Below are 22,065 nucleotides of genomic sequence, written 5' to 3'. Positions count from 1 at the left end.
CTCTTTTTGCGCATTCAACCCCAAAAACGCGAAAGCCGCCCCACAAAGGGACGGCTTTCGGTTGCAATGATTTGATATCTGCGATTATTGCGCGTCAGCAGCAACCTGCATTTTGACGATCTGATCCGGGTCGGCAACGCTGCCATTGGCCCAGGGCGCACCCTTTTTGATCATGTCGACATATTCCATGCCCTCGGTTACTTCGCCCCAGATGGTGTACTGGCCATCAAGGTGCGGCGCATCGGCAAAGACGATGAAGAACTGGGAATCCGCACTGTTCGGATTGGCCGAGCGCGCCATGGAAACCGTGCCACGCACGTGACGTTCGTTGGAGAACTCGGCATCGAGTTTCTGCCCGGAACCGCCGGTGCCATTGCCCTTGGGATCGCCGGTCTGGGCCATGAAGCCTTCGATCACGCGATGGAATTTCAGACCATCGTAAAAGCCTTCACGGGTGAGTTCCTTGATCCGGGCAACATGGTTCGGTGCCAGATCCGGGCGAAGCTGGATCACAACGCGGCCATCTTTCAGGTCAAGATAAAGCGTGTTCTCCAGATCCTGTGCGACAGCGTCGTTTCCAGTGGACATGGTGATAAATCCTAGTACGAGTGCGATAATTGAAAATAGACGAAAAAGACGCATGGCCTGCGTTATTCCTTTTCTTCTGCCAGCTTTTCGTGCAGGCGTTTCAGCACGTTGGCGGGCACAAATTCAGTGACATCCCCACCCAGACGGGCGATTTCCTTCACAAAGCGCGAAGAGACAAACTGCTGTTTGTCCGATGCCATCAAAAACACGGTTTCGACTTCCGGCGACAGTCGGGCGTTCATCCCGGCCATCTGGAATTCATATTCAAAGTCCGACACGGCGCGTAGACCACGGATAATGGTGCTCGATCCGTTTTCCTGCGCAAACTGCATCAGAAGCGAAGAAAATGGCTTTACTGAGGTACGGGCGGCAACTTCACCGCCCGCAGCCTTGAGTGCACCTTCAACCAGTGCACAGCGTTCCTCGACCCCGAACATCGGGCCTTTGCCGGCATTGATCGCAACACCGACAATCAGCTGATCGACGATCCGGGTCGCCCGACGAATAATGTCCATATGCCCCTGGGTTACCGGGTCAAAGGTGCCCGGATAAATCCCGATACGCGATACGGTAGAAGACGTTTCAGTCATCAGACTTTCCGTTATTCGTCGCGGTCCGCTTCATCAGATGCCGTTGCCTCAGCGACATCTTCATCAGATGCCTCTGCTGCCGGGTCGGCGCTTTCAACGGCACCTTCGGCACCCTCGATCACACCTTCCTCGCCATCGATGATCTCATCATCTTCATCGCCAAGGTTTGACAGACGTTCGACTGCGACGACCTGTTCGTCCTCGGCCGTACGGAACAGCGTCACACCCTGCGTCTTGCGCCCGGCAATACGGATGTCATGGGTCGGCATACGGATGACCTTGCCACCATTGGTGACCATCATCAGCTCGTCGCCTTCTTCGATCACAAACGAAGCGGCAACCTGACCGTTGCGTTCAGACATCTCGATATTGGCAAAGCCCTGACCGCCACGGCCCGTCACACGGTATTCATAGGCAGACGTACGTTTGCCATAACCGTTTTCGGTAACCGAGAGGATCAGCTGATCGCCATCATAGATTTCCTGATAACGATCGGCTGTCAGAATTTCGAGCGGCAGGCTGTCTTCGGTGACTTCCTCGCGGCGCAGCTTGCCCGCGATCGAGAGGTATTCGTCACGCTCTTCCATGGTGACATGGTTGCCAAACAGAACCGACATCGCGATGACATCGTCCTTATCGGCCAGACGAATGCCACGCACACCGACCGAGTTACGGCCGGTAAAGACGCGCACGTCACCGACACGGAAACGAATGCACTTGCCCTGACGGGTTGTCAGAAGGATGTCGTCATCATCAGTACAGGTCTGAACCGCAATCAGCTTGTCGCCACGTTCTTCTTCAAGCTTCATGGCGATCTTGCCGTTTGATTTCACATTCACGAAATCAGCAAGGCTGTTACGACGCACGTTACCGGTCGAGGTGGCAAACATCACATGCAGGTTCGGCCATTCTTCTTCATCCGGAAGCGGCAGAACGGTTGTGATATATTCGCCTTCTGACAGCGGCAACAGGTTCACAAGCGCTTTGCCGCGTGATTGCGGCGTACCCATCGGCAGGCGCCAGACCTTCATCTTATAGACCATGCCCTCGGAGCTGAAGAACAGAACCGGGGTGTGGGTGTTGGCAACGAACAGCTTGGAAACGAAATCTTCCTCGCGGGTTGCCATGCCCGAACGGCCTTTGCCACCGCGACGCTGTGCACGATAGGTCGACAACGGAACACGTTGGATATAGCCGCTATGGGACACGGTCACGACCATGTCTTCGCGGGCAATCAGGTCTTCGATGTCATGTTCGAATTCTGCTTCCTGAATTTCGCTGCGACGCGGGTCGGCGAATTCATTGCGCATTTCGGTCAGTTCGTCCTTGAGAATCGTAAGCTTGCGCTCTCGCGAGGCAAGGATATCAAGGAAGTCTTTGATCTTCTCACCCAACTCGGTCAATTCGGCCGCGATCTTGTCACGTTCGAGACCGGTCAGGCGATGCAGGCGGAGTTCAAGGATCGCACGCGCCTGCGCTTCGGACAGGCGATACATGCCATCGGATGATCCAACCTGGTTCGGATCGGCAATCAGTTCGATCAGCGGAACGATATCGCCCGCCGCCCAATCGCGTTCCATCAGCTGTTCACGTGCAACGGTCGGATCGGCCGCATTGCGGATCAGCTTGATGACTTCGTCGATGTTGGAAACCGCAATACCCAGACCAACCACGACATGGGCACGATCACGTGCCTTTTTCAGAAGATGGATGGTACGGCGGGTAATGACTTCTTCGCGGAACTCGACAAAGGCCTGAATGATGTCTTTGAGGTTCATCAGTTCCGGCTTGCCGCGGTTAAGGGCCAGCATATTCACACCAAACGAGGTCTGAAGCGCTGTGAAACGGAACAGCTGGTTCAGGACAACGTCGGAATTGGCATCACGCTTGAGCTCGATCACCATGCGGACACCCGAACGGTCGGACTCGTCACGCAGATCGGAAATGCCTTCAAGCTTCTTGTCGCGGACCAGTTCAGCAATCTTTTCCATCAGGGTGGCCTTGTTCACCTGATAGGGAACTTCGGTCACGATGATGGCTTCGCGGTTGGCACGGATTTCCTCGACATGGGTACGTGCCCGCATGACGACAGAACCGCGACCGGTCTTGAAGGCCGAATGAATGCCGGAACGGCCAAGAATAAGCGCACCGGTCGGGAAGTCCGGACCGTGAACGTATTCCATCAGGCCTTCGACGGAAATATTGGGATCATCGACATATGCCATGCAGCCATCAATGACTTCGCCAAGGTTATGCGGCGGAATGTTGGTCGCCATACCGACCGCAATACCACCGGCACCATTGACCAGCATGTTCGGGAAACGCGCCGGGATAACAGACGGTTCCTTGGTGGTCTCGTCATAGTTATCGCGAAAATCAATCGTGTCTTTGTCGATATCATCAAGCAGGTAGTGCGCGGATTTCGCCATGCGTGCTTCGGTGTAACGCATGGCGGCGGCTTTATCGCCATCCATGGACCCGAAGTTCCCCTGCCCGTCAATCAGCGGCAGGCGCATGGAGAAATTCTGGGCCATACGGACCATTGCGTCGTAAATCGCGCTGTCGCCGTGCGGGTGATATTTACCCATCACATCCCCGACCACACGGGCCGATTTGCGGAACGGTTTGTTATATTCAAACCCGTTCTCGTGCATGGCATACAGGATACGACGATGTACCGGTTTCAAGCCGTCTCGGACGTCAGGCAGTGCGCGGCTCACGATCACGCTCATCGCGTAATCAAGGTAGCTCCGACGCATTTCTTGTTCGATGGAAACCGGGAAGATATCGCGGTTCTCAGGATTGGTCTCTTCGGTAGACAAAGGCCGTAACCTCTTAAACGCTTGATCAGAAATGATTCAATCGGCGTGACATGCCCCTGTTTTCAGGCGCATGCCGGACCAGAAAGCGGGAAAGTATCAGGTTTGTCGCGCACAAACAATATTGACAAATCCTATCCTTCACGGTTGGGCGAGAAAGTTCGAAATTTATCGCGAATTCAGGGATTTCCGAGCCCCTAAAACCGTCATTTTTCCGCTGAATTTTTGCTCTTGGAAACTTCCATAACCGGCGTCATTGGATCAGCCTTTGTCGCTGCTGCCTCGGTGCTGGCCGATTTGCGCCCGAAACGCATCTGCGACGCGGCAATCCCACCCAGAATAATCGCAAGGGCCAGCAACGCATTTGGCTGCGGCACCTCGCCCAGGACAAAGAAGCTGATCAAAACGCCGACGGCTGGCACCAGATAGTTGTTAAACACAAGGAAGCTGGCCCCTGCCATCGCGATAATTTGCAGGATCAGGAACATGGCAATGCCGGTCGGAAACATGCCGAGATACATGATCGAAAGCGCACCTTCCAGATCCCAGTCCATCGTCCATGGCTGATCAATGATCAGAGTAAAGGGCATCAGCATCAATGTTGCGAATGTCAAGATGACGGCGGTCGATCCTATGCGCGGCTGATCACGCAGGTTGCGCGCAACAAGGGATGAGATCGCATAGCCAATGGCAGCAACCAGAATGGCCAACTGGAACAGGAATTCGCCCCCCAGCCCCGAAAGCGTTTCCGGCCCGACCAGAACAACAACCCCGATCGTACCCAAAACAATCCCGATAACCTTGCCAGTCGAAAGCTTTTCATCATGGGTAAAGAAGTGTGCAAGCACGACAGTGGTGAGCGGCACGGTCGACATCAGGATTGCAGCCAGACCGGCATCGACCTTGGTCTCGCCAAAGCTGATCAAGAAGAACGGAATGGCATTGCCGATCAGAGCGATCATAAAGGTCGAGATCCAGGCGCGCTTTCCCTTGGGCAATTCGGATTTGCGGATCGCCGCAAGGCCCCAAAGTACAAGGGCAGCAAAGGCCAAACGCCCGCTTGCAACCACCAGCGGCGAATAGGCATGCACACCGATCTTGATGAAGGTGAACGAACTCCCCCACATCAATGCCAGCAGCACAAGCAGGACATATTCGCATATTCCCGGACGTTTCATTTTGTCAGCCTATTTTTGCCATACTTGTTGGGCCTGATCGCCTGTACGAAAAGACCAGTTCTCTGCGTTAAAACCCACAGGGTTTTTATGCAAGCAAATAGAGTTTACGCCGTTTTACCCGGACACCCCGAACGGAAATTACCATGTACCGCAGTTTGCGAAAATCTCGCACAAATGCCCCTGCCTTAAGGCAGATCAAAGCGTTACAGGGTGGAAAATGAAAAAAGTCACCATCGACATAGAATAGTTGTTGCGAATGAATGTCAATTGCATTATATTGCACACAACAAAAAAACCGGGATATGAGATGATGAGTTATGTTGATCAGGAATTGACGGTCGAAGACATGCTTGCCGACCCGATCGTTCAGACATTAATGCGCTATGACGGCGTTTCTGCCAGTGACGTCCGTCACACCATCGACCAGGTAAATCAGAATCGCCCGGAAAATGCGATTGATGATCTGGCAAGCAATGTCTGGGCAACCGGCCCTGACGCGGCAAAACCGACCGCACAGGTCGCGTCTCACCCCCGCCTGCACGACACAGCTGCCTGAACGCACCGCCTGCCTGTGCAGGTGTTACCGCGCGTTCAGCGCCCAGTCATACTCATAATCGGCTATATCAAGTTCCGTGGTATCGTCCAGAATGGCCATCAATTCCGGCCCGGCAAACGCCATCAGATGCGCGATAAAATCCGCATCACTTTTCCCGAAATCACCCCGATACCAGTCATACAGGCTTGAAAGCACAAGCCCGCCATCTGCGCCCACGCGCACCGCACGCGAATGGTTGATGAAGCCTTTTGCTGCCTGATCAAGCTGGTCATCAAGCTTGCTTGCTTCATACGCCTCGGGCGCCAGCGCCGGACAGCCGATCGACGCACAATTCACCGCATAATGAATGCGTGCATCACGCCAGATCGGGCGCAGGATGCGGTGTTCGATATCATTAAGGCTAAGTGTCCTGCCCTCGACCGTGATCAGCTTTTTGCCCCATGGACCAGATGAAAACAGCCCGGGCGAGATATCAATATCTCGGATGCTATCCACCGGATAATGATCCAGAACCACTTTGACGGTCAGCGCATTATAAAGGTTCACCCAATAGGCAAATTGCTGATCACGGTTAAGCTGATCGACCGCGACCTTGGTCATGGCCATAACATACGCGTCCACCATGGCAGTCCCACCGTCCTGACTGGCCGCTGCATAATCAAAGCTGGTCACACCGGGTTCTTGCACCGTCACGTAACGGTCGAGCACCACTTGCCATGCACCATGATCAACCTCAAGCGTGCTTTGCGGGTCATAGGCCTGCCAGTCCGGCCACAAATCGGCATCCGGCGCCGCCAGTGCCGGTTGCCGCGGCACAACCAGCCACACAACCATCAGGAAAAGGGACAAAACAACAATTGGCGCACGCATGATCAACAAACCATCTGAAACATTTGCGCCCACCTTACCCGCCACGCGCCAAACCACCGCATCAAACCGGCGTGATCAGGGCTGTGAACGCCCCTTCATCCCCTTGATCTGCTTATGTACATTTAACCCTGAGTTGGGCTATAATGACCGTCATGATACAGGCAGGTGCAATACAGGTTATCCCCGGAAGTGGTGGGCAACTTGGCCAGATTATAGCCACACGCGCCCTGCCCGGCTCCGGGAGCCAACCGCCGACCAACGGGTCGGGCGGAATGGCTGTGTCTGCGCCGCAAACATTGCCAGCCGCCGTGGCGCTGGTCCCGCTTTCAAGCACGCTTTCCGCTCAACAAGCCCCCGCAAACCCGCCCAGTTCGCGCAGTGAGCCTGCGACGTCACCGCAAACGGCGGGCAACACAGGTTCGGGAGAACAAGCCCCGCCACCGCCACCACAACCAGCACAAACCGCACCGGTCAATAGTGCGGCATCTGTGGTCACCATCATCCAGCAGCTTGATCCGCGCGACATTAACGGCGGCGCGCCGGAAGAACCGGACACCCAAAGCCCGACACAGCGTCAGCAGCAAGAACGCGAAGCCACCCCTGAAAGCGCGCGTCAGCCGACATCCAACCCGGCCCTTCTGACCGCGACCGAACGTGAAATCGTGCAGGAACTGCGCGCGCGTGACGCCACTGTCCGGACAGAGGAAGAAAGCCATCAGGCACTTGCCGGTGCCAATGCCGGCATGATCAGCTATAGCTACACCGCCGGCCCCGACGGTCGGCTTTACGCCACCGGCGGCAAGGTCAGCATCCGGCCCATTCAGGGCCTTGATGGTGTGGCGGCCATCGCCAATCAGGCCGCCATTTCCCGCGCGGCCTCCGTGCCCGGAAGTTCGGCTGCTGATTATAACGTCGCCAAGGGCGCATCGATGAATATCTCGGCGATGATTTCAGCACAGGCCTATGCGGCAGCTGAAAGCTATCGCATGACGCTGGGTCTGAATGCCGCGCCGGGCACTGTCGATCTGAGCGGCTAGGCAGAACAACCTGCCCCGTCATTCCCGCGCAGGCGGGAATCCATTATCGGCCACGGCATAAAGCTTCCGGCCCGACACTCTGCGCCGTCCGGAATGACGAACACCCGACAAAAAAGCGGCCCCGATGGAGCCGCTTTTACTTTGTCTTCGGAGATCCGCTTAGGCGTAATGCCAGAACACGTCAAAGCCCGGATTAAATACGGTCACCGGACCTTCGCCGGTTTCGATTTTATCCGCGAACTTGGCCGGCTCGCTGCGTTTTTCCAGCGTGATCTGATCACCATTAAGCGGCAGGCCGTAATATTGCGGCCCATGCAGCGAGGCAAAGCCTTCAAGCTTGTCCAGCGCCCCTTCTTCCTCAAACACGTGGGCCAGAAGCTGCACAGTGTTATTGGCGGTAAAGATACCGGCACAACCGCACGGGCTTTCCTTGCGCTCATCAGTATGCGGTGCTGAATCGGTGCCAAGGAAGAACCGTGCATCGCCGGACGTTGCGGCGGCACGCAGGGCCAAACGATGCTTTTCACGCTTGGCAACCGGCAGGCAATACATATGCGGATGAATGCCGCCAACCAGAATGGCGTTGCGGTTAATGATCAGGTGATGCGTCGTGATCGTCGCACCCAAATTCTTGTCATTGGCTTTGACATACTCAACGCCGTCTTCGGTGGTGATATGCTCGAGAATCACGCGCAGCTCCGGCAGACGCTTGCGCAGCGGCTCAAGAACCAGGTCGATAAACACCGCTTCACGGTCAAAGATATCGATTTCCGGATCGGTGACTTCCCCATGAATACAGAGCGGAATGCCAAGCTCCGCCATCCGCTCAAGCGCAGGCATCGCGTTATCGAAATTGCGTACACCACTATCCGAGTTGGTGGTCGCACCCGCCGGATAAAGTTTGAGTGCCGTGATCACCCCGGCCTTGTAGCCTTCCTCGATATCATCGGGATTGCTGCCCTCGGTCAGATACAGCGTCATCAGCGGCGTAAAGTCATGCCCCGACGGGATGGCCGCCGTAATGCGGTCGCGATAGGCCACGGCATCGGCGGTCTTGACCACTGGCGGCACCAGATTGGGCATGATGATCGCACGGGCAAAATGCTCGGACGTCTCGCCAATCACACCTTTGAGCATCTCGCCATCACGCAGATGCAAATGCCAGTCATCAGGACGGCGAAGAGTAATGCGGTTGGTCGACATGCGGAGATCTCCTGGCAAGCAATGAACCCGTTTGGGAAATATGGAGCGTTACCTAGCAGATTGGTACAGAATTGGGAATGTTAAAGCAGGCACTCATAGCAAACAAAACGCGCAAAAAATCTTAAGCCAATTAGGTTAGCTAGTGCTTTCTACATTCGTTGACTTAGTACACTCATTGATTGAAGGTTGATGCAAACGTATGCCTGAGGAGAAGGAATGGAGCAAATTCGCGAACTGCTAAGTGGTCTTCCACTTTTGGGCATCGTACTCATTGCCTTCTTGGTTGGAGCATTGTACGGCAGCAACTTTGACGGTGAGGATTGGGAAACATTGACGGCTGGCACGCTTGGGCTACTTGCTGGCGCTTTCGCATTACTTGCCGCAAAAGCTCAAATTTCCGCACAAAAAGAGCAGTCGGAGGAGAATAGGCGAATAGAAGCCAAACTCGCCAACACTCGTTACTACCTTCTTGGTAGAGAGGTTGGGGATTTATGTATGCAATTTGCAAACGCAACATCTGAGCGGCTTGAAACAGCTGCGATAGGTAAACGAGAATTTTCGACAATCTATGACGCGTTAATCGCAACGGAAATTCCAGACGCGCCGCTCACCTGCCCCGAAGAGGTTACTTCTGCCTCGATTAATCTCAGATTTCTGCGCTCTCGCTTACTCATATTCTTTTCAACTATTGTCCGAGAAATGGACAACACTCCAGAGGATCACGGAGCGAGAATCATTCCTGACGAAAACCCGAACGGCATACACCAATCACTGACTGACATGGCTGTCATGGGGAAGTATTTTCGTGACTGCTGCGAGACCGAATTAGACAAAGTTACTATCGACTAGCATTGCCAGCTCAACTACCCGAAGAACTAAGTAACAATTGTCAATGATTTGGCCTCTTGGAGAAAAGTCGACATTTCTGCCTTATTCTACGCCTCCCCCCCCCTTTTTACATGCACTTTACCGCTGCCATCAGGCCAGTGAACGTACCGGCCCCTCAAGCAGATCCATCAAATCCCCAAAATATCCGCCTGATCGTGCCGGCGACATCGGATCAGAGGTGATGGCCACCGCCAGGTCCTTTTCTGGATGGGCCGCAATGATCTGGCCGCCATAGCCGCGCGCGATGATAAAGCCGCTGCTGCTCAGGAACCAGCCATAGCCATAGGCAAGGCCGGAATAAGGGGAGCGGGTGTGGGCCTTGGTTGATTGATCTATCCAATCGGCCTGAATGATCTGGTCGCCGTCGAACCGGCCCTGATCGCGCATCAGCGCCCCGATGCGCAACATCCCGCGCGGTGTCAGCGCCATCTCGTTGCCGCCGAAATAATAGCCTTGCGGATCCTGTGTCCAAGCCGGGATTTGAATACCGAGCGGCTGGCCAAGGGCAGCGCGCGCCTGTTCCAGCAGGCTTTTTCCAGTCGCAACTGCAAGCACCGCACCGAGGATATGCGTCGTACCGGTGGAATAGATCATGCGCCCGCCGGGGGTTGCGACCATCGGGCGACGCAGCGCAAAGGAAACCCAGTTGTCGGAATTGACCCAAGCGCCGTAGTTGCGCCCGGATGTGCCCTCAAGCCCGGCCCTGAGCGTTACCAGATCTTCGATGGTCAGATCTTCCACACCGGGGGTGGCGTTCGAGGGAATGATAGATGGCGCGATCTCGCCGATGGTGGCTTTGACCGAGGGGATCGCGCCTTCTGCAATCGCGTTGCCCGTCAGCAGTCCAATGATGCTTTTCGAGCAGGACTTGATGTTCGCAACCCGATCCAGACCCGGCCCGCGCGGTGCTTCGGCAACGATGACCTCTTCACCGCGCTGAACCATGATCGCATGAAGCTGGGACATGCCCGCAATTCGCGACCGGATGCCGCTTGGTGTTTGCGCGAAGGCCCGACCCACAAAGGGAACGGCCGCAGCCCCCAAAAGGGTCGCTGAAAAGGCACGACGGGTCAGCATCGGAAGGGGGCGGTCGCTGGGCATATCCATCAGTCCTTGCAGTTTGGGATCATGTGCGTATTCAACCCGTTCGCAGTCCAAATGCCCGCGGTCGGCAACGAACAGTCTTCCGGCCCATCGCGCCGGAAGATAAATCCTTTATCTGGAAGTAATTCGTCAGGAATGTGACATCAGATCACAATAGCCCCTGCCCCTAAACACTCACCGCAATATCCGAAAGTGCTTCACCTGCCAGTCTTTGAGCAAAAGCACGCTCGAGCCCCTGCTCAAACCCGCGTGTATAGCCCTCCGTATCAAAGAGCGGCTTGGTCTCACGGTTCGCGGCAAGTTTGGTGCGAAGATCTGCCAGCATGTCCGGGTTTTGCGCCAGTTTGAGGATGAGCTCCTCATAGGCCTCCGGCGTTTCGGTGATCAGCTCCGGCAGGCCGATGGCCGAAAGCAGGCTGGCGGCAACGCGGGCGGCAAACTGTTTGCCCGCCAGTGTCACCACCGGCAATCCGGCCCACAGCGCGTCGCTTGCGGTCGTATGCGCGTTGACATTAAAGGTATCGATAAACAGATCGGCCTGGCGCAGGCGCGCGAGATGTTCCGATTGCGGCATGTAACCGGCAAAGATCAGGCGGTCGCCCGAAATACCATGCTTTTCCGCCGCAGCCCGCAGGTTGGCCTTGGCGATATCATGGTTGCACCAAAGCCAGAGCACACTGCCTTCGACCTTTGCCATCACGCGCATCCAGATCGCAAATTCCTGCGGCATGATTTTGTAATTGTTGTTGAGACAACAGAAAACAAAACCGTCTTCGGGCAGATCAAGCTCGGCCCGCGTCAACGGCTTGGCCGAGATTTCGCGTGTGTTGTCATTGGGCTGATAGCAACCGGGAAGATAAATGATCTTCTCATGATAACCGCCGCGCTGTTCGGGCGGAACAACCACCGGGTCGGCAACGATATAATCGATGAAATCTGCACCCAGTGTGCCGGGATAGCCAAGGTAGCTGATCTGAAGCGGCGCCATGCGCCCGGTAAACGGCTCCAGCCGGGCATCGCGGGTATAGCCCTTGAGATCAATCGCGATATCAAGGTTTTGCTCGCGGGCAAGCTTAGTCAACTCGCCATCAGGCATGTCCTGCACATCAAAGAACCGATCAACATTTTCAAGCACCTGATCGCGGTTCGCATCGGCTTTGCTTTTGCCATAACTGAACACGAAGATTTCGAATTTTGACCGGTCATGATGGCGCAAAATGCCCGCCATCAGGAACATGGTCGCATGATCATGAAAATCGGCCGAGAAATAGCCAAGCCGGATTTTTCGCCCGTCGGCAGGCGCCGGCTCAATCGTCGAAATCGGCGCGGCTGGCGAGAAATGGCTTTGCGCCCAATTGCGCGCGCGGGCCAGTTGGTGCGCCGGATTATCTTCAAACGGCAACAGCGGAAATGGCACGGCCGCCTCGCCCCTCACACCAAGCTGATCAGCGTATTGATCAAACAGGCCACATGCCCGCCAGTCGCATAGTTGGCTTTGTTGACGCAGTTGCTCGACAATCGCCGGGACGTAGCCGGGCTTTACCGCCAAGGCCCGCTGATAGGCCTCAATCGCTTCGGGCGCGGATTTAAGTGCGGCCATGGTTTGGCCAAGCCCGTACCATGCCTCCGCCAGTTTTGGCTGCAGCTTGAGCGTCTTGAAATATTGCTGTTTGGCGTCCTCAAGCAGTTCACGTTCGCGCAGCGTATTGGCAAGGTTATAGTGCGCATCGACATAGTCAGCCTTACGCGCAATCGCATTCAGATAGCAGCCTTGGGCTTCTTCAAGCTTGCCTGCACCCTTAAGGAGATTGCCAAGGTTATTATGCGCCTCAGGGAATTCCGGCGAGGCCGCAATCACCGCGCGATAGCATTCCTCTGCCTCTGAAAGCTTGCCCAGACGTTCAAGAATGACCCCAAGGTTGCTTTTGGCGGCAACCATATTGGGCTGCAGACGAACGACCTGACGCAAGGCCTGCTCGGCATCGTCAAGCAGGTTGAGGTTGCTGCTGACCGCTGCACGGAAATTCCACAGCTTGGCCGAATTGCCATATTGGCCCAAAAGCTGCCCGGTCATGGCATAGACGTCTTGCAGACGCCTAGCCTGATAGGCTTGCGAAAGCTTGGCAAACACCTCGGCTGGCGGCTCGCCAGCGGCACCAGAACCAGCCTTCGCCGCCGCCCCCGGTTTGACAGGGCCGCTGAGCTCGGCTAGGGCCGTTTTGACGCGTTCATTCTTGGGGTAATCGGCAAGGATGGCTTGGTAAAGTGCACGCGCCTCGGCCATTTCGCCTTTGCGCATATGCGCCTTCGCGCGCTTCATTGCCTGATCAACTTTAAGCTTCGCCATACGACCCCGAACCTTGATATTTTTGGGCAGTCTAGATGATAAACCGCCAAAGGCAACCGGGGCGCGGTAAAAAGCACCGCGAAAAGACAAAAGGCCAGGCATTTCTGCCTGACCTTTTCACATGGGGCGAGTGATGGGACTTGAACCCACGGCCCCCAGTGCCACAAACTGGTGCTCTAACCACCTGAGCTACACCCGCCATCGTGTGGCGCGGTTTATATGGCCCGAGGCCGTCAACGTCAAGCGCATAATTTCACTTTTTTCCCACCAAAAACGGCAAGTCGTTCAAAGCACCGAATTTTGCGGGCTTTGGCATTCTGGACCTGTTTCTAACGCGCAATTCATAACACAAATCACCCCACCTACCCGTCAGGGCATCTTGCATGTGAAGGCAAATGCCTTAATTACTTCAATTCAATAACAGGCCCGGATAGCAGAAAGCCGCCCCCTGCCACCCCATATGAACATTACGGGTTGGATGAAACAGGCAAGACTTACCGCGATCAACGGGCCGTATAAGACCAACAGACGGAGTATCGGAATGAAGTGGGGCGTCCTTAGCACCGCCAAGATCGGCACGGAAAAGGTCATTCCGGCCATGCAGGAAAGCGATGCGCTTGAAATTCTGGCAATCGCCGGTCGCGATCATGAAAAGACGCGTGAGGTCGCAGAAAACATGCGCATCCCGCGTGCATATGGCTCCTACGAGGAACTGCTGGCAGATCCGTCGATTGAGGCGATCTACAATCCCCTGCCCAACCATTTGCATGTCGAGTGGACGATCAAGGCGCTTGAGGCCGGCAAACATGTGCTATGCGAAAAGCCGATCGGCCTTCATACCGAAGATGCCAAACGACTGATCGAGGCGCGCGACAAAAGCGGCAAGCAGGTGCTTGAGGCCTTTATGGTCCGCCACCATCCGCAATGGCTTGAAGCCCGAAAGATTGTTGAAAGCGGTCAGATCGGCCAGCTTACGACCGTGCAAAGCATCTTTACCTATTTCAATGCCGACCCGAACAATGTTCGCAATAAAAAGGACATTGGCGGCGGCGGGTTGCTTGATATCGGTTGTTACTGCGTCGTTGGCCCGCGCTTTATCACGGGCAAGGAACCCGTGCGCGTGGTGTCGCTGATGGACAAGGACCCGAAATTCGGCACTGACCGCCTGGTATCGGGCATGCTTGATTTCGGATCGGGCCTGCAGGCAAGCTTTACCTGCGGCACGCAATCAGCCGCCGTGCAGCGCGTTCATATTCTCGGCACTGAGGGTCGTATTGAAATCCTGATGCCGTTCAATGCCGTGCCGGAAAACGAAGCGATCATTCGCGTGGCCGGCCAGAAACAACCGGGCTTTGATGAAGCCCGTGAAATCAAATTCCCGGTCTGCAACCAATACACCCTGCAAGGTGAAGTCGCGACTGCGATCTTCAAGGGCGACAGCCCGGTCGATTACCCGATTGAAGACGCCATTGCCAACATGCAAATCCTGGATGCCCTGACCCGCTCCGCCAAGACCGGCAGCTGGGAAATGGTCAAATCCTGATCGGGGCCTAAAACGGAAACAATAAAAAGGGGCGCCAATCACATGCTGGCGCCCCTTTTTCATTTTGATCGCTGATTGGCGCCCAAATTACCTGGCAAACGCCTTTTTCATCCGCGCAATCGCTTCATCCATCTTGGCTTCGTCCTTACAGAAGCAGAAGCGGACAAAATGGCGCACGCCGCCATCTTCGCCCTGATAGAAGGCCGAAACCGGAATGGCGACCACGCCGGCTTCTTTGATCATGATCTGACAAAATTCGACATCATCACAATCATAACCGAGCGGGCGGAAATCACAGGTGATGAAGTAGGTACCCTGGGAATCCAGCACATCAAACCCGACTTCCTTCAAGCCCTTCATCAGATAGTCGCGCTTGGCTTCCATCTCTGCGGTGAAGTTCTCGAAATAGGCGTCATCCTTGTTCAGCCCGAACGCCACACCATGCTGAAGCGCGGGTGAAACGGTAAAGACAAGGAACTGGTGGGCCTTCTTGATCGGCTCCATCAGTTTCGCACAGGCCGTGATATAGCCGATCTTCCAGCCCGTCAGCGAAAAGGTCTTGCCCGCCGACCCGATCCGCACGGTGCGTTCATGCATACCTGGGAACGTCATCAGCGGCGTGTGCTTGCGCCCATCAAAGACCAGATGCTCATAAACCTCGTCACACAGCGCGATCACATCATGCTTGATGCAAAGATCGGCGATGAATTGCAGCTCGTCCTCGCGGTAAACCTTCGAGCACGGATTTTGCGGCGAGTTCAGCAGGATCAGCTTGGTTTTTTCCGAAAAGGCGGCTTCAAGCTCTTCACGCGGCAATTCCCACTCCGGCGGGGTGACGCGCACCAGCTTGGGAATGCCACCGGCCAGCTTCACCATCGGAAGGTAGCTGTCATAAAGTGGCTCGATCAGGATGACTTCATCACCCGGCGCAACCAGCCCAAGAATAACGTCCGCCAGACCTTCCGTCGCACCGACAGACACCAGCACTTCTTTTTTCGGATCGACCTCGATGCCATAGAACCGCTTGTTATGATCGGCAACGGCCTGAAGCAATTCGGGCACGCCGGCCAGCGGCGGGTACTGGTTGGACAGATCGGTCAGTGATTTGGCCGCGGCCTCGCGAATATCGGCCGGACCATCTTCATCCGGCGCACCCTGCCCCAGATTGATGGCCTTGTGCTTGATGGCCAGTTCGTTCATCACTTCAAAGATCGTGATCCCGCCCGAAGCGAAAAGCGGATTGCCGACAAATTCGGTCATGAGGCGTCCTTTATATAATGGTCAATCACCGGATGGTGGCCTCCGGTCGAGTCCCGTTCATCGTGCATATTTTCACGCCTGATAGAACCCTTGCATAGCAAATCCTGTCGCATGAAGACCCTCGAATGGCAAGTCCGGAACGGTTTGAAGCGGCGTGCCCGGCTTCTAAACAGTGCGTTTGCATAATTTTTGAACATCTTGCCTAAAACGCAGTCAGCAACAAGTCGGAAAATCGTAAAAAACTCATGGGTTTTGCTGGGTTTTCGCAACGAGAATCCTTAGAATGCCGTGGCCGGTGAAAACTGGCATGGTCCGTGCAATAGTCAGCGGGCGAAGCATTACGCTTTATAGAGTTCAACGCAACTCTCGCCAAAAAGCAGAGGGCGCTAATGAAAAAAATTGAAGCCATCATCAAGCCGTTCAAGCTTGACGAGGTAAAAGAGGCCCTTCAAGAGATCGGTCTCAAAGGGATTACCGTCACCGAAGCCAAAGGTTTCGGACGTCAGAAAGGTCATACGGAGCTGTATCGCGGCGCCGAGTACGTTGTGGACTTTCTGCCGAAGGTAAAGCTGGAAATCGTCGTCGAGGACACGCTTGTCGAGCGTGCGATTGAGGCAATCCAGCAAGCCGCTCATACCGGGCGTATCGGCGACGGTAAAATTTTCGTTTCCTCACTCGAGGACGCGATCCGTATTCGTACTGGTGAACGGGGCAACGACGCGATCTGATCGGTCACGCTTTCGAAAGAACACCGTACGGTAACTGTTTATGAGTTTTAAAGGGTTGCATCATGTCTGACGCTGCTTCTGTACTTAATCTGATCAAAGAAAAAGGCATCCAGTTTGTCGATCTGCGCTTTACCGATACCAAAGGTAAATGGCAGCACACCGCGCAGGATATCTGCACGATCGACGAAGACGTCTTTGTTGACGGCATCATGTTCGACGGTTCGTCGATCTCCGGTTGGAAAGAAATCAACGAATCTGACATGATTCTGATGCCGGATCCGTCGACCGCTGTCGTTGATCCGTTCTCGGCACAGCCGACCCTCATCATTGTTTGCGACGTTATCGAACCGGCTACCGGCCAGGGTTACGAGCGTTGCCCGCGTTCGACCGCGAAACGCGCGCTTGCTTACATGAAATCTGCCGGCATCGGCGACACCGCATATTTCGGCGCAGAACCGGAATTCTTCCTGTTCGACGACGTTCGTTGGAGCACCTCGCAGGAAAGCATGGCTTACGCGCTTGACTCCGAAGAAGGTCCGTACAACACCGGCACCGAATTCGAAGGCGGCAACCGCGGCCACCGTCCGGGTCCGAAGGGTGGTTACTTCCCGGTACCGCCGGTTGACTCGGCAAACGACATCCGTGCTGAAATGGTCAACTACATCAACGAAATGGGCGTGCGTTGCGAAAAGCACCACCACGAAGTTGCTCCGTCGCAGCACGAACTGGGTATCGCATTTGGCACCCTGATCGAACATGCTGACGCCGTTCAGACCTACAAGTACTGCATCCACATGGTTGCACACCAGTATGGCAAAACCGCGACCTTCATGCCGAAGCCGATCTTCGGTGACAACGGCTCGGGCATGCACGTGCACCAGTCGATCTGGCACGAAGGCAAGCCGCTGTTCGCAGGTAACGGCTATGCGGACCTTTCTGACACCGCTCTGTACTACATCGGCGGTATCATCAAGCACGCGAAAGCCCTGAACGCTTTCACCAACCCGACGACCAACTCTTACAAGCGTCTGGTCCCGGGCTTCGAAGCACCGGTTCTGCTGGCATACTCTGCTCGTAACCGTTCTGCTTCCTGCCGTATCCCGTACACCGCGTCTCCGAAAGGCAAACGCGTCGAGATCCGCTTCCCGGATCCGCTTGCCAACCCGTATCTCGCATTCACCGCAATGTTGATGGCTGGCCTTGACGGTATCGAGAACAAGATCCATCCGGGTGAAGCAATGGACAAAAACCTCTATGACCTTCCGCCGGAAGAGCTCAAAGAAGTTCCGACCGTTTGCCGTTCGCTGCACGAAGCTCTCGACAGCCTCGATGCAGACCGCGACTTCCTGAAAAAAGGCGATGTTATGACCGACGATCTGATCGACGCATACATCTCCCTGAAAATGGAAGAAGTCATTCGCTTCGAACAGTCGCCGCATCCGGTCGAATTCGACATGTACTACAGCGGCTAATCTTCCATCCGGAAGACCATGTTTACGGGAAACGCCCGGCCGATTGGCCGGGCGTTTTTCGTTTCCGCTTAAACCGTTTGATCACCCCTTGCCGATAGGGTTGACCCAGCCGTTCGTATCGGGATTTAATCAGCTTCATGAGCAAGGCAGCCGTACCGCCCAGTTTCGCGCAAAAGCGCAATCGTCAGAAGGCCGACAAACTGATCCGAAGCGCAGAAAACGCGCTGGCATCGGGCAAGGCTTCTGATGCGCAGGCACAGGCGCAACAGGCGCTCTCGCTTGCAGCTGACTATGGCCCGGCGCTTATGATGATGGCCACAATTCACCGCGCGACCGGCAATCTGAACGAGGCAGCAAAACTGTTGCAGACCGCCTGCAATCTGCCCGATACAAAGATCGACTATTTTCGCGAACTGGCCGGCTTGTTTGCCGGGGCTGGCAAGTATGATCTGGTGCAGCGAATCCTGTTTGCCGCCGTTCGCAAATTCCCGACAGACGGACAGACCTATAGCGACCTTGGTGTTTACCTTATTCAAGGCGAACACATTAACCAGGGCATCACCATCCTTGAAAAGGCCGTGCAATTCAGCCCCGATAACTGGCGTGCCTTGAACAACCTTGGCTCCGCCCTGCTCAAGGTCGGGCGCGAGGCAGAGGCCTTGGAATACCTCGCCCGCGCAGAGGAACTCGCTCCGGACGAACCGGAACGCAGGGTCAACAACCTGCTTCAGATCGGTGAAGCAAAACGTCATACAGGCGATCTTGAGAGTGCATCGGACTATTTCCGCAAGGCCATCGCCGAAAACCCGAAATCAGGTCGTGCATGGCATGACCTTGCCGATGTTACAAAGTTCACCGCCGACAGCCCCGACATTCCAACCATGGAAAGTATCCTGAGTAAGGATACTGGCAACCTGCCAAAGGTCGATCGGGAAATGATCGGCTTTGCCCTTGGCAAGGCCTATATCGACAGCAAGAATCCCAAGCAGGCGATATTTCACCTTGATGCCGCCAATGCCCTGCGCCGTCAGGACTTCGCCGAAGATACCCCGACACACAAGGCCTATGATTCAAAAACCGCCTGCGGGCGTGTGCGTGCGATTGCCGAATACTTTCCGGCCTCAATGTTTGAGAACCTACCGGAAAAAACCGTTGACGGCCCCGATCATGCTTTCATCGTCGGCATGCCACGGTGTGGCAGTACCCTGACCGAGCAAATTCTCGGCAGTCATCCTGATACGCTCGCGACCGGCGAATTACGCAGCTTCCCTAAATTCAAGGACCGACTGTTCGGTACTCTTTTCCCCAGTCAGCCCGAAGATCACGACAAGATCCAAAACCCGGCCTTGCTGACAGAACTTGCGAAATCCTATCGCGAGGAAGTCCTGGCGATGTATCCGCCGGAACCAGCGACCAAAGTTGTCATCGACAAGATGCTGGGGAACTTCTCTTGGGCTGGCCTCATTTTGCTTTCGGTCCCGGGCGCCAAGATCATTCATTGCCGCCGCAATCCGGTCGATACCTGCCTGTCATGCTACTCCAAGAGGTTCGCCAATCTGCAGGTCTATACCTGCAACCAGACGGAACTTGGCGAGTTCTATCGCGCCTATGAAGACTTGATGGAGCATTGGCGTGCGGTCCTGCCCAAGGACCGGTTTATCGAGATCAATTACGAAGACCTTGTTTCCGATATCGAACCCGAAGCCCGCCGCCTGATTGATTTCCTGGGCCTGTCTTGGGATGAGTCCGTGCTGGAGTTCCACAAGACGGAACGCTCCGTCCGCACCGCCAGCGCCGCACAAGTCCGCCAAGGCCTTTATCAGACCAGCGTCGAACGCTGGAAGCCCTACGCCCCCTACATCCAACCTCTTCTAAAGGCTCTGGACATCATCCCGGACCGATCAGAATAAAACCGACCGAAGCGCCAGTTTCTTATAGCTGATCCGTGTTTGCTCTAGACGGTTTCCCGTCGCACGAACTGCAAAAACCATCGAGCAAACAGGATCCCCGTTGATGATTGATGATCAGCTTGTCGGACCAGCCAAAACGCCTGCGACGAATGTCAAAACGAACGCCAGTTTCGTACCTGCCCAAACTCGTAAATTGAATGCTGGCCTGACTGAAATCCGCAAGCAATGGTCATCAGGACACCGCCGTACCGCCCGCAAGATATGCGATAAACTGATTGCGGAACATCCTGAAAACGGTGAATTGATGCAGCTGAATGGTTTGATTCTATACGAAACCGGCCAAACAGACAAAGCGATCAGAAGTCTTGAAAGCGCGTGCAATAGTGCCGAAACCAGACCAGCTTATTTTACCGATCTTGCGGCAATTCTGAGCAATTCGGGATATGGCGATCAGGCCCGTAACGTTTTGTTAGCAGCACAAAAGCGCTACCCGGTTGAGGCAAAAGTCCATCTGCAATTGGGTCTTCTTGAAGCACGCCTCGCAGGGGTCCATCGGGCGGTCCAGCACCTTAAGCACGCCATTTCCCTAGCCCCCAAGGACTGGAATACGTGGAATGCAATGGGGGCAGTTCTTTTATCACTCGACGACATTCAGGCTGCCATGCAGCACTTTGGCAATGCCTTCGCGCTGGCCCAGCAAAACGGTGAAACCAGGGCCCTGAACGATATCCAAATCAGCTTGGGCGAATGCCACAAGGAACTTGGCAATTTCGAGGAAGCGCAAAAAATATTCGAGAACGTTCTTAAAGCCGAACCGCGTAACATTCGCGCATGGCACTGTCTGAGCCTGATCTCGAAAATCCCGCAAAACCACCCGACCCAGTCTGCTATGCAGCAAGTTTATTCATCTGGTAGGCATCAGAACCTACCTGCTAAAGACCGCGAGATGTTCCTGTTTTCGATTGGCAAGACGGAAATGGATGGAAACAATTACGGGTCCGCGATGAAGGCGCTTGACGAGGCCAACCGTATCAAGCGCGAGAGCATCACTTATTCGCCCACAGCAATCGAGAACATGCTTGACGATATGCAATTGGCATTTCCGGCAGAGCGTTTTGCGCAATTGGCCCCTGTTGGCAACCAGGATGATGAACCGCAACATGTCTTCATTGTCGGTATGCCGCGTTCAGGAACGACGCTGATTGAGCAAATTCTGAGTTCGCACCCTGAGATTTTTGGCGCAGGCGAACTTGATGTTATGGCTCGTCACCACCACGGATTAATTGAACACAGGTCGAAATCCAGCACCAATCACGAAAGGCTCGAAAAGTACGACGACGAATTTGTTCACCTGATCGGCCAGGCATATCGCAAAGAGACACTAGCGCGCATTTCGCGCATTGCGGCAAACAACGCTAGCTCTGACAAAACACGCCGTATCATTGACAAGCTTCCCGCAAACTTTGTTCGGGCGGGTATGATCGCACTGATGTTACCGAACACCCGGATCATTCATTGCCGTCGCAACCCGGTCGCGACCTGCTTTTCAATTTATAACCGCCGTTTCGGTGGCATTCAGAACTTTGCCTATGACCAGAAAGAACTTGGCCATTATTACAATACTTATATGAAGTTCATGCATCATTGGCGTCAGGTACTACCAGCAGATCGCTTTATCGAAGTCGATTATGAAAATGTGATAGATGATCTGGGAACCGAAGCACGACGTTTGATCGATTTCGTCGGCCTTGAATGGGATGACGCCTGCATGGAATTCCATAAGACAAAACGGCAAATCCGCACCCACAGCGCAATGCAGGTGCGAAATCCGATCTATCGTGACGGCCTGAAAAACTGGGAGCCCTACGCAAACTATCTGCAGCCGCTGCTCGACACGCTCGGTCTGGATAAATCAGGACTGCCTTTAAACTCTTAGGCTCCGGACCCGGTACAAAAAACCAAAGGACTTATT

The 22,065-nt window shown here is 54.9% G+C and carries 17 protein-coding genes and 1 tRNA gene; 8 read left to right on the top strand and 10 right to left on the bottom strand.

The features are described 5' to 3' along the window. Nucleotides 1-84: 84 nt before the first annotated feature. The 4 genes from UF64_RS00530 to UF64_RS00515 all read right to left on the bottom strand — a co-directional run bounded on the left by UF64_RS00530 (nt 85) and on the right by UF64_RS00515 (nt 5,175). Nucleotides 85-588 (bottom strand): peptidylprolyl isomerase, encoded by a 504-nt coding sequence (locus UF64_RS00530; protein WP_044826657.1) that lies wholly within the window; start codon nt 586-588, stop codon nt 85-87. A 62-nt stretch (nt 589-650) separates the two neighbouring features. After that, nucleotides 651-1,178 (bottom strand): pantetheine-phosphate adenylyltransferase, encoded by a 528-nt coding sequence (gene coaD / locus UF64_RS00525; protein WP_044826656.1) that lies wholly within the window; start codon nt 1,176-1,178, stop codon nt 651-653. Nucleotides 1,179-1,189: 11 nt separating this feature from the next. Then, nucleotides 1,190-4,000 (bottom strand): DNA gyrase subunit A, encoded by a 2,811-nt coding sequence (gene gyrA / locus UF64_RS00520; protein ID WP_044826655.1) that lies wholly within the window; start codon nt 3,998-4,000, stop codon nt 1,190-1,192. Between the two features lie 203 nt (nt 4,001-4,203). Next, nucleotides 4,204-5,175: a DMT family transporter gene (locus UF64_RS00515; protein WP_044826654.1), complete on the bottom strand. Its 972-nt coding sequence runs from the start codon at nt 5,173-5,175 to the stop codon at nt 4,204-4,206. 310 nt (nt 5,176-5,485) lie between these two features. Here UF64_RS00515 and UF64_RS00510 point away from each other — a divergent pair, with 310 nt between their 5' ends. Continuing rightward, complete coding sequence (locus UF64_RS00510; protein ID WP_044826653.1) at nt 5,486-5,731, top strand: hypothetical protein; 246 nt, start codon at nt 5,486-5,488, stop codon at nt 5,729-5,731. A 24-nt stretch (nt 5,732-5,755) separates the two neighbouring features. Here the strand turns inward: UF64_RS00510 and UF64_RS00505 are convergent, their stop codons facing one another. Next, nucleotides 5,756-6,601 (bottom strand): DUF547 domain-containing protein, encoded by an 846-nt coding sequence (locus UF64_RS00505; protein WP_200892621.1) that lies wholly within the window; start codon nt 6,599-6,601, stop codon nt 5,756-5,758. Between the two features lie 272 nt (nt 6,602-6,873). Here UF64_RS00505 and UF64_RS00500 point away from each other — a divergent pair, with 272 nt between their 5' ends. Next, nucleotides 6,874-7,638 (top strand): putative metalloprotease CJM1_0395 family protein, encoded by a 765-nt coding sequence (locus UF64_RS00500; protein ID WP_235284914.1) that lies wholly within the window; start codon nt 6,874-6,876, stop codon nt 7,636-7,638. A gap of 159 nt (nt 7,639-7,797) precedes the next feature. Here UF64_RS00500 and pyrC read toward each other — a convergent pair whose 3' ends face one another. Beyond that, nucleotides 7,798-8,841: a dihydroorotase gene (gene pyrC, locus UF64_RS00495; protein WP_044826652.1), complete on the bottom strand. Its 1,044-nt coding sequence runs from the start codon at nt 8,839-8,841 to the stop codon at nt 7,798-7,800. A gap of 216 nt (nt 8,842-9,057) precedes the next feature. Between pyrC and UF64_RS00490 the strand changes: the two genes are divergently transcribed. Next, nucleotides 9,058-9,690, top strand: a complete 633-nt coding sequence (locus UF64_RS00490) for a hypothetical protein (RefSeq protein WP_044826651.1) — start codon at nt 9,058-9,060, stop codon at nt 9,688-9,690. Nucleotides 9,691-9,819: 129 nt separating this feature from the next. On the opposite strand, the gene UF64_RS00485 is transcribed toward UF64_RS00490, so the two are convergent. The 3 genes from UF64_RS00485 to UF64_RS00475 form a co-directional block, all read right to left on the bottom strand. Continuing rightward, the gene (locus UF64_RS00485; RefSeq protein ID WP_082049396.1) at nt 9,820-10,830 is read right to left on the bottom strand and encodes a serine hydrolase; all 1,011 of its coding nucleotides are present in this window, start codon (nt 10,828-10,830) and stop codon (nt 9,820-9,822) included. 169 nt (nt 10,831-10,999) lie between these two features. Next, nucleotides 11,000-13,180 carry a tetratricopeptide repeat protein gene (locus tag UF64_RS00480; protein ID WP_052657392.1) on the bottom strand — a complete coding sequence of 727 codons (2,181 nt, stop codon included), beginning with the start codon at nt 13,178-13,180 and terminating at the stop codon, nt 11,000-11,002. A gap of 122 nt (nt 13,181-13,302) precedes the next feature. Next, nucleotides 13,303-13,379: transfer RNA gene (locus tag UF64_RS00475), tRNA-His, on the bottom strand. 342 nt (nt 13,380-13,721) lie between these two features. Between UF64_RS00475 and UF64_RS00470 the strand changes: the two genes are divergently transcribed. Then, on the top strand, nt 13,722-14,723 hold the full coding sequence (locus UF64_RS00470) for a Gfo/Idh/MocA family protein (protein WP_044826650.1): 1,002 nt from the start codon (nt 13,722-13,724) through the stop codon (nt 14,721-14,723). 87 nt (nt 14,724-14,810) lie between these two features. On the opposite strand, the gene UF64_RS00465 is transcribed toward UF64_RS00470, so the two are convergent. After that, the gene (locus UF64_RS00465) at nt 14,811-15,983 is read right to left on the bottom strand and encodes an aminotransferase (protein WP_044826649.1); all 1,173 of its coding nucleotides are present in this window, start codon (nt 15,981-15,983) and stop codon (nt 14,811-14,813) included. A gap of 389 nt (nt 15,984-16,372) precedes the next feature. Here UF64_RS00465 and UF64_RS00460 point away from each other — a divergent pair, with 389 nt between their 5' ends. From UF64_RS00460 to UF64_RS19555, 4 genes are all read left to right on the top strand, one after another. Continuing rightward, on the top strand, nt 16,373-16,711 hold the full coding sequence (locus tag UF64_RS00460; RefSeq protein WP_007091888.1) for a P-II family nitrogen regulator: 339 nt from the start codon (nt 16,373-16,375) through the stop codon (nt 16,709-16,711). A 62-nt stretch (nt 16,712-16,773) separates the two neighbouring features. Further along, nucleotides 16,774-18,183, top strand: a complete 1,410-nt coding sequence (gene glnA, locus UF64_RS00455; RefSeq protein WP_044826648.1) for a type I glutamate--ammonia ligase — start codon at nt 16,774-16,776, stop codon at nt 18,181-18,183. A 137-nt stretch (nt 18,184-18,320) separates the two neighbouring features. Next, nucleotides 18,321-20,093 (top strand): tetratricopeptide repeat-containing sulfotransferase family protein, encoded by a 1,773-nt coding sequence (locus tag UF64_RS00450; protein ID WP_052657391.1) that lies wholly within the window; start codon nt 18,321-18,323, stop codon nt 20,091-20,093. Between the two features lie 103 nt (nt 20,094-20,196). Next, nucleotides 20,197-22,029: a sulfotransferase family protein gene (locus tag UF64_RS19555; RefSeq protein WP_052657390.1), complete on the top strand. Its 1,833-nt coding sequence runs from the start codon at nt 20,197-20,199 to the stop codon at nt 22,027-22,029. The last annotated feature ends 36 nt before the right edge of the window (nt 22,030-22,065 follow it).

This window comes from Thalassospira sp. HJ (assembly GCF_000948415.1).
Taxonomy (GTDB): Bacteria; Pseudomonadota; Alphaproteobacteria; order Rhodospirillales; family Thalassospiraceae; genus Thalassospira.
Note: the sequence above shows the minus strand (reverse complement) of the source record. Positions and strands in the feature narration are given on the sequence as shown.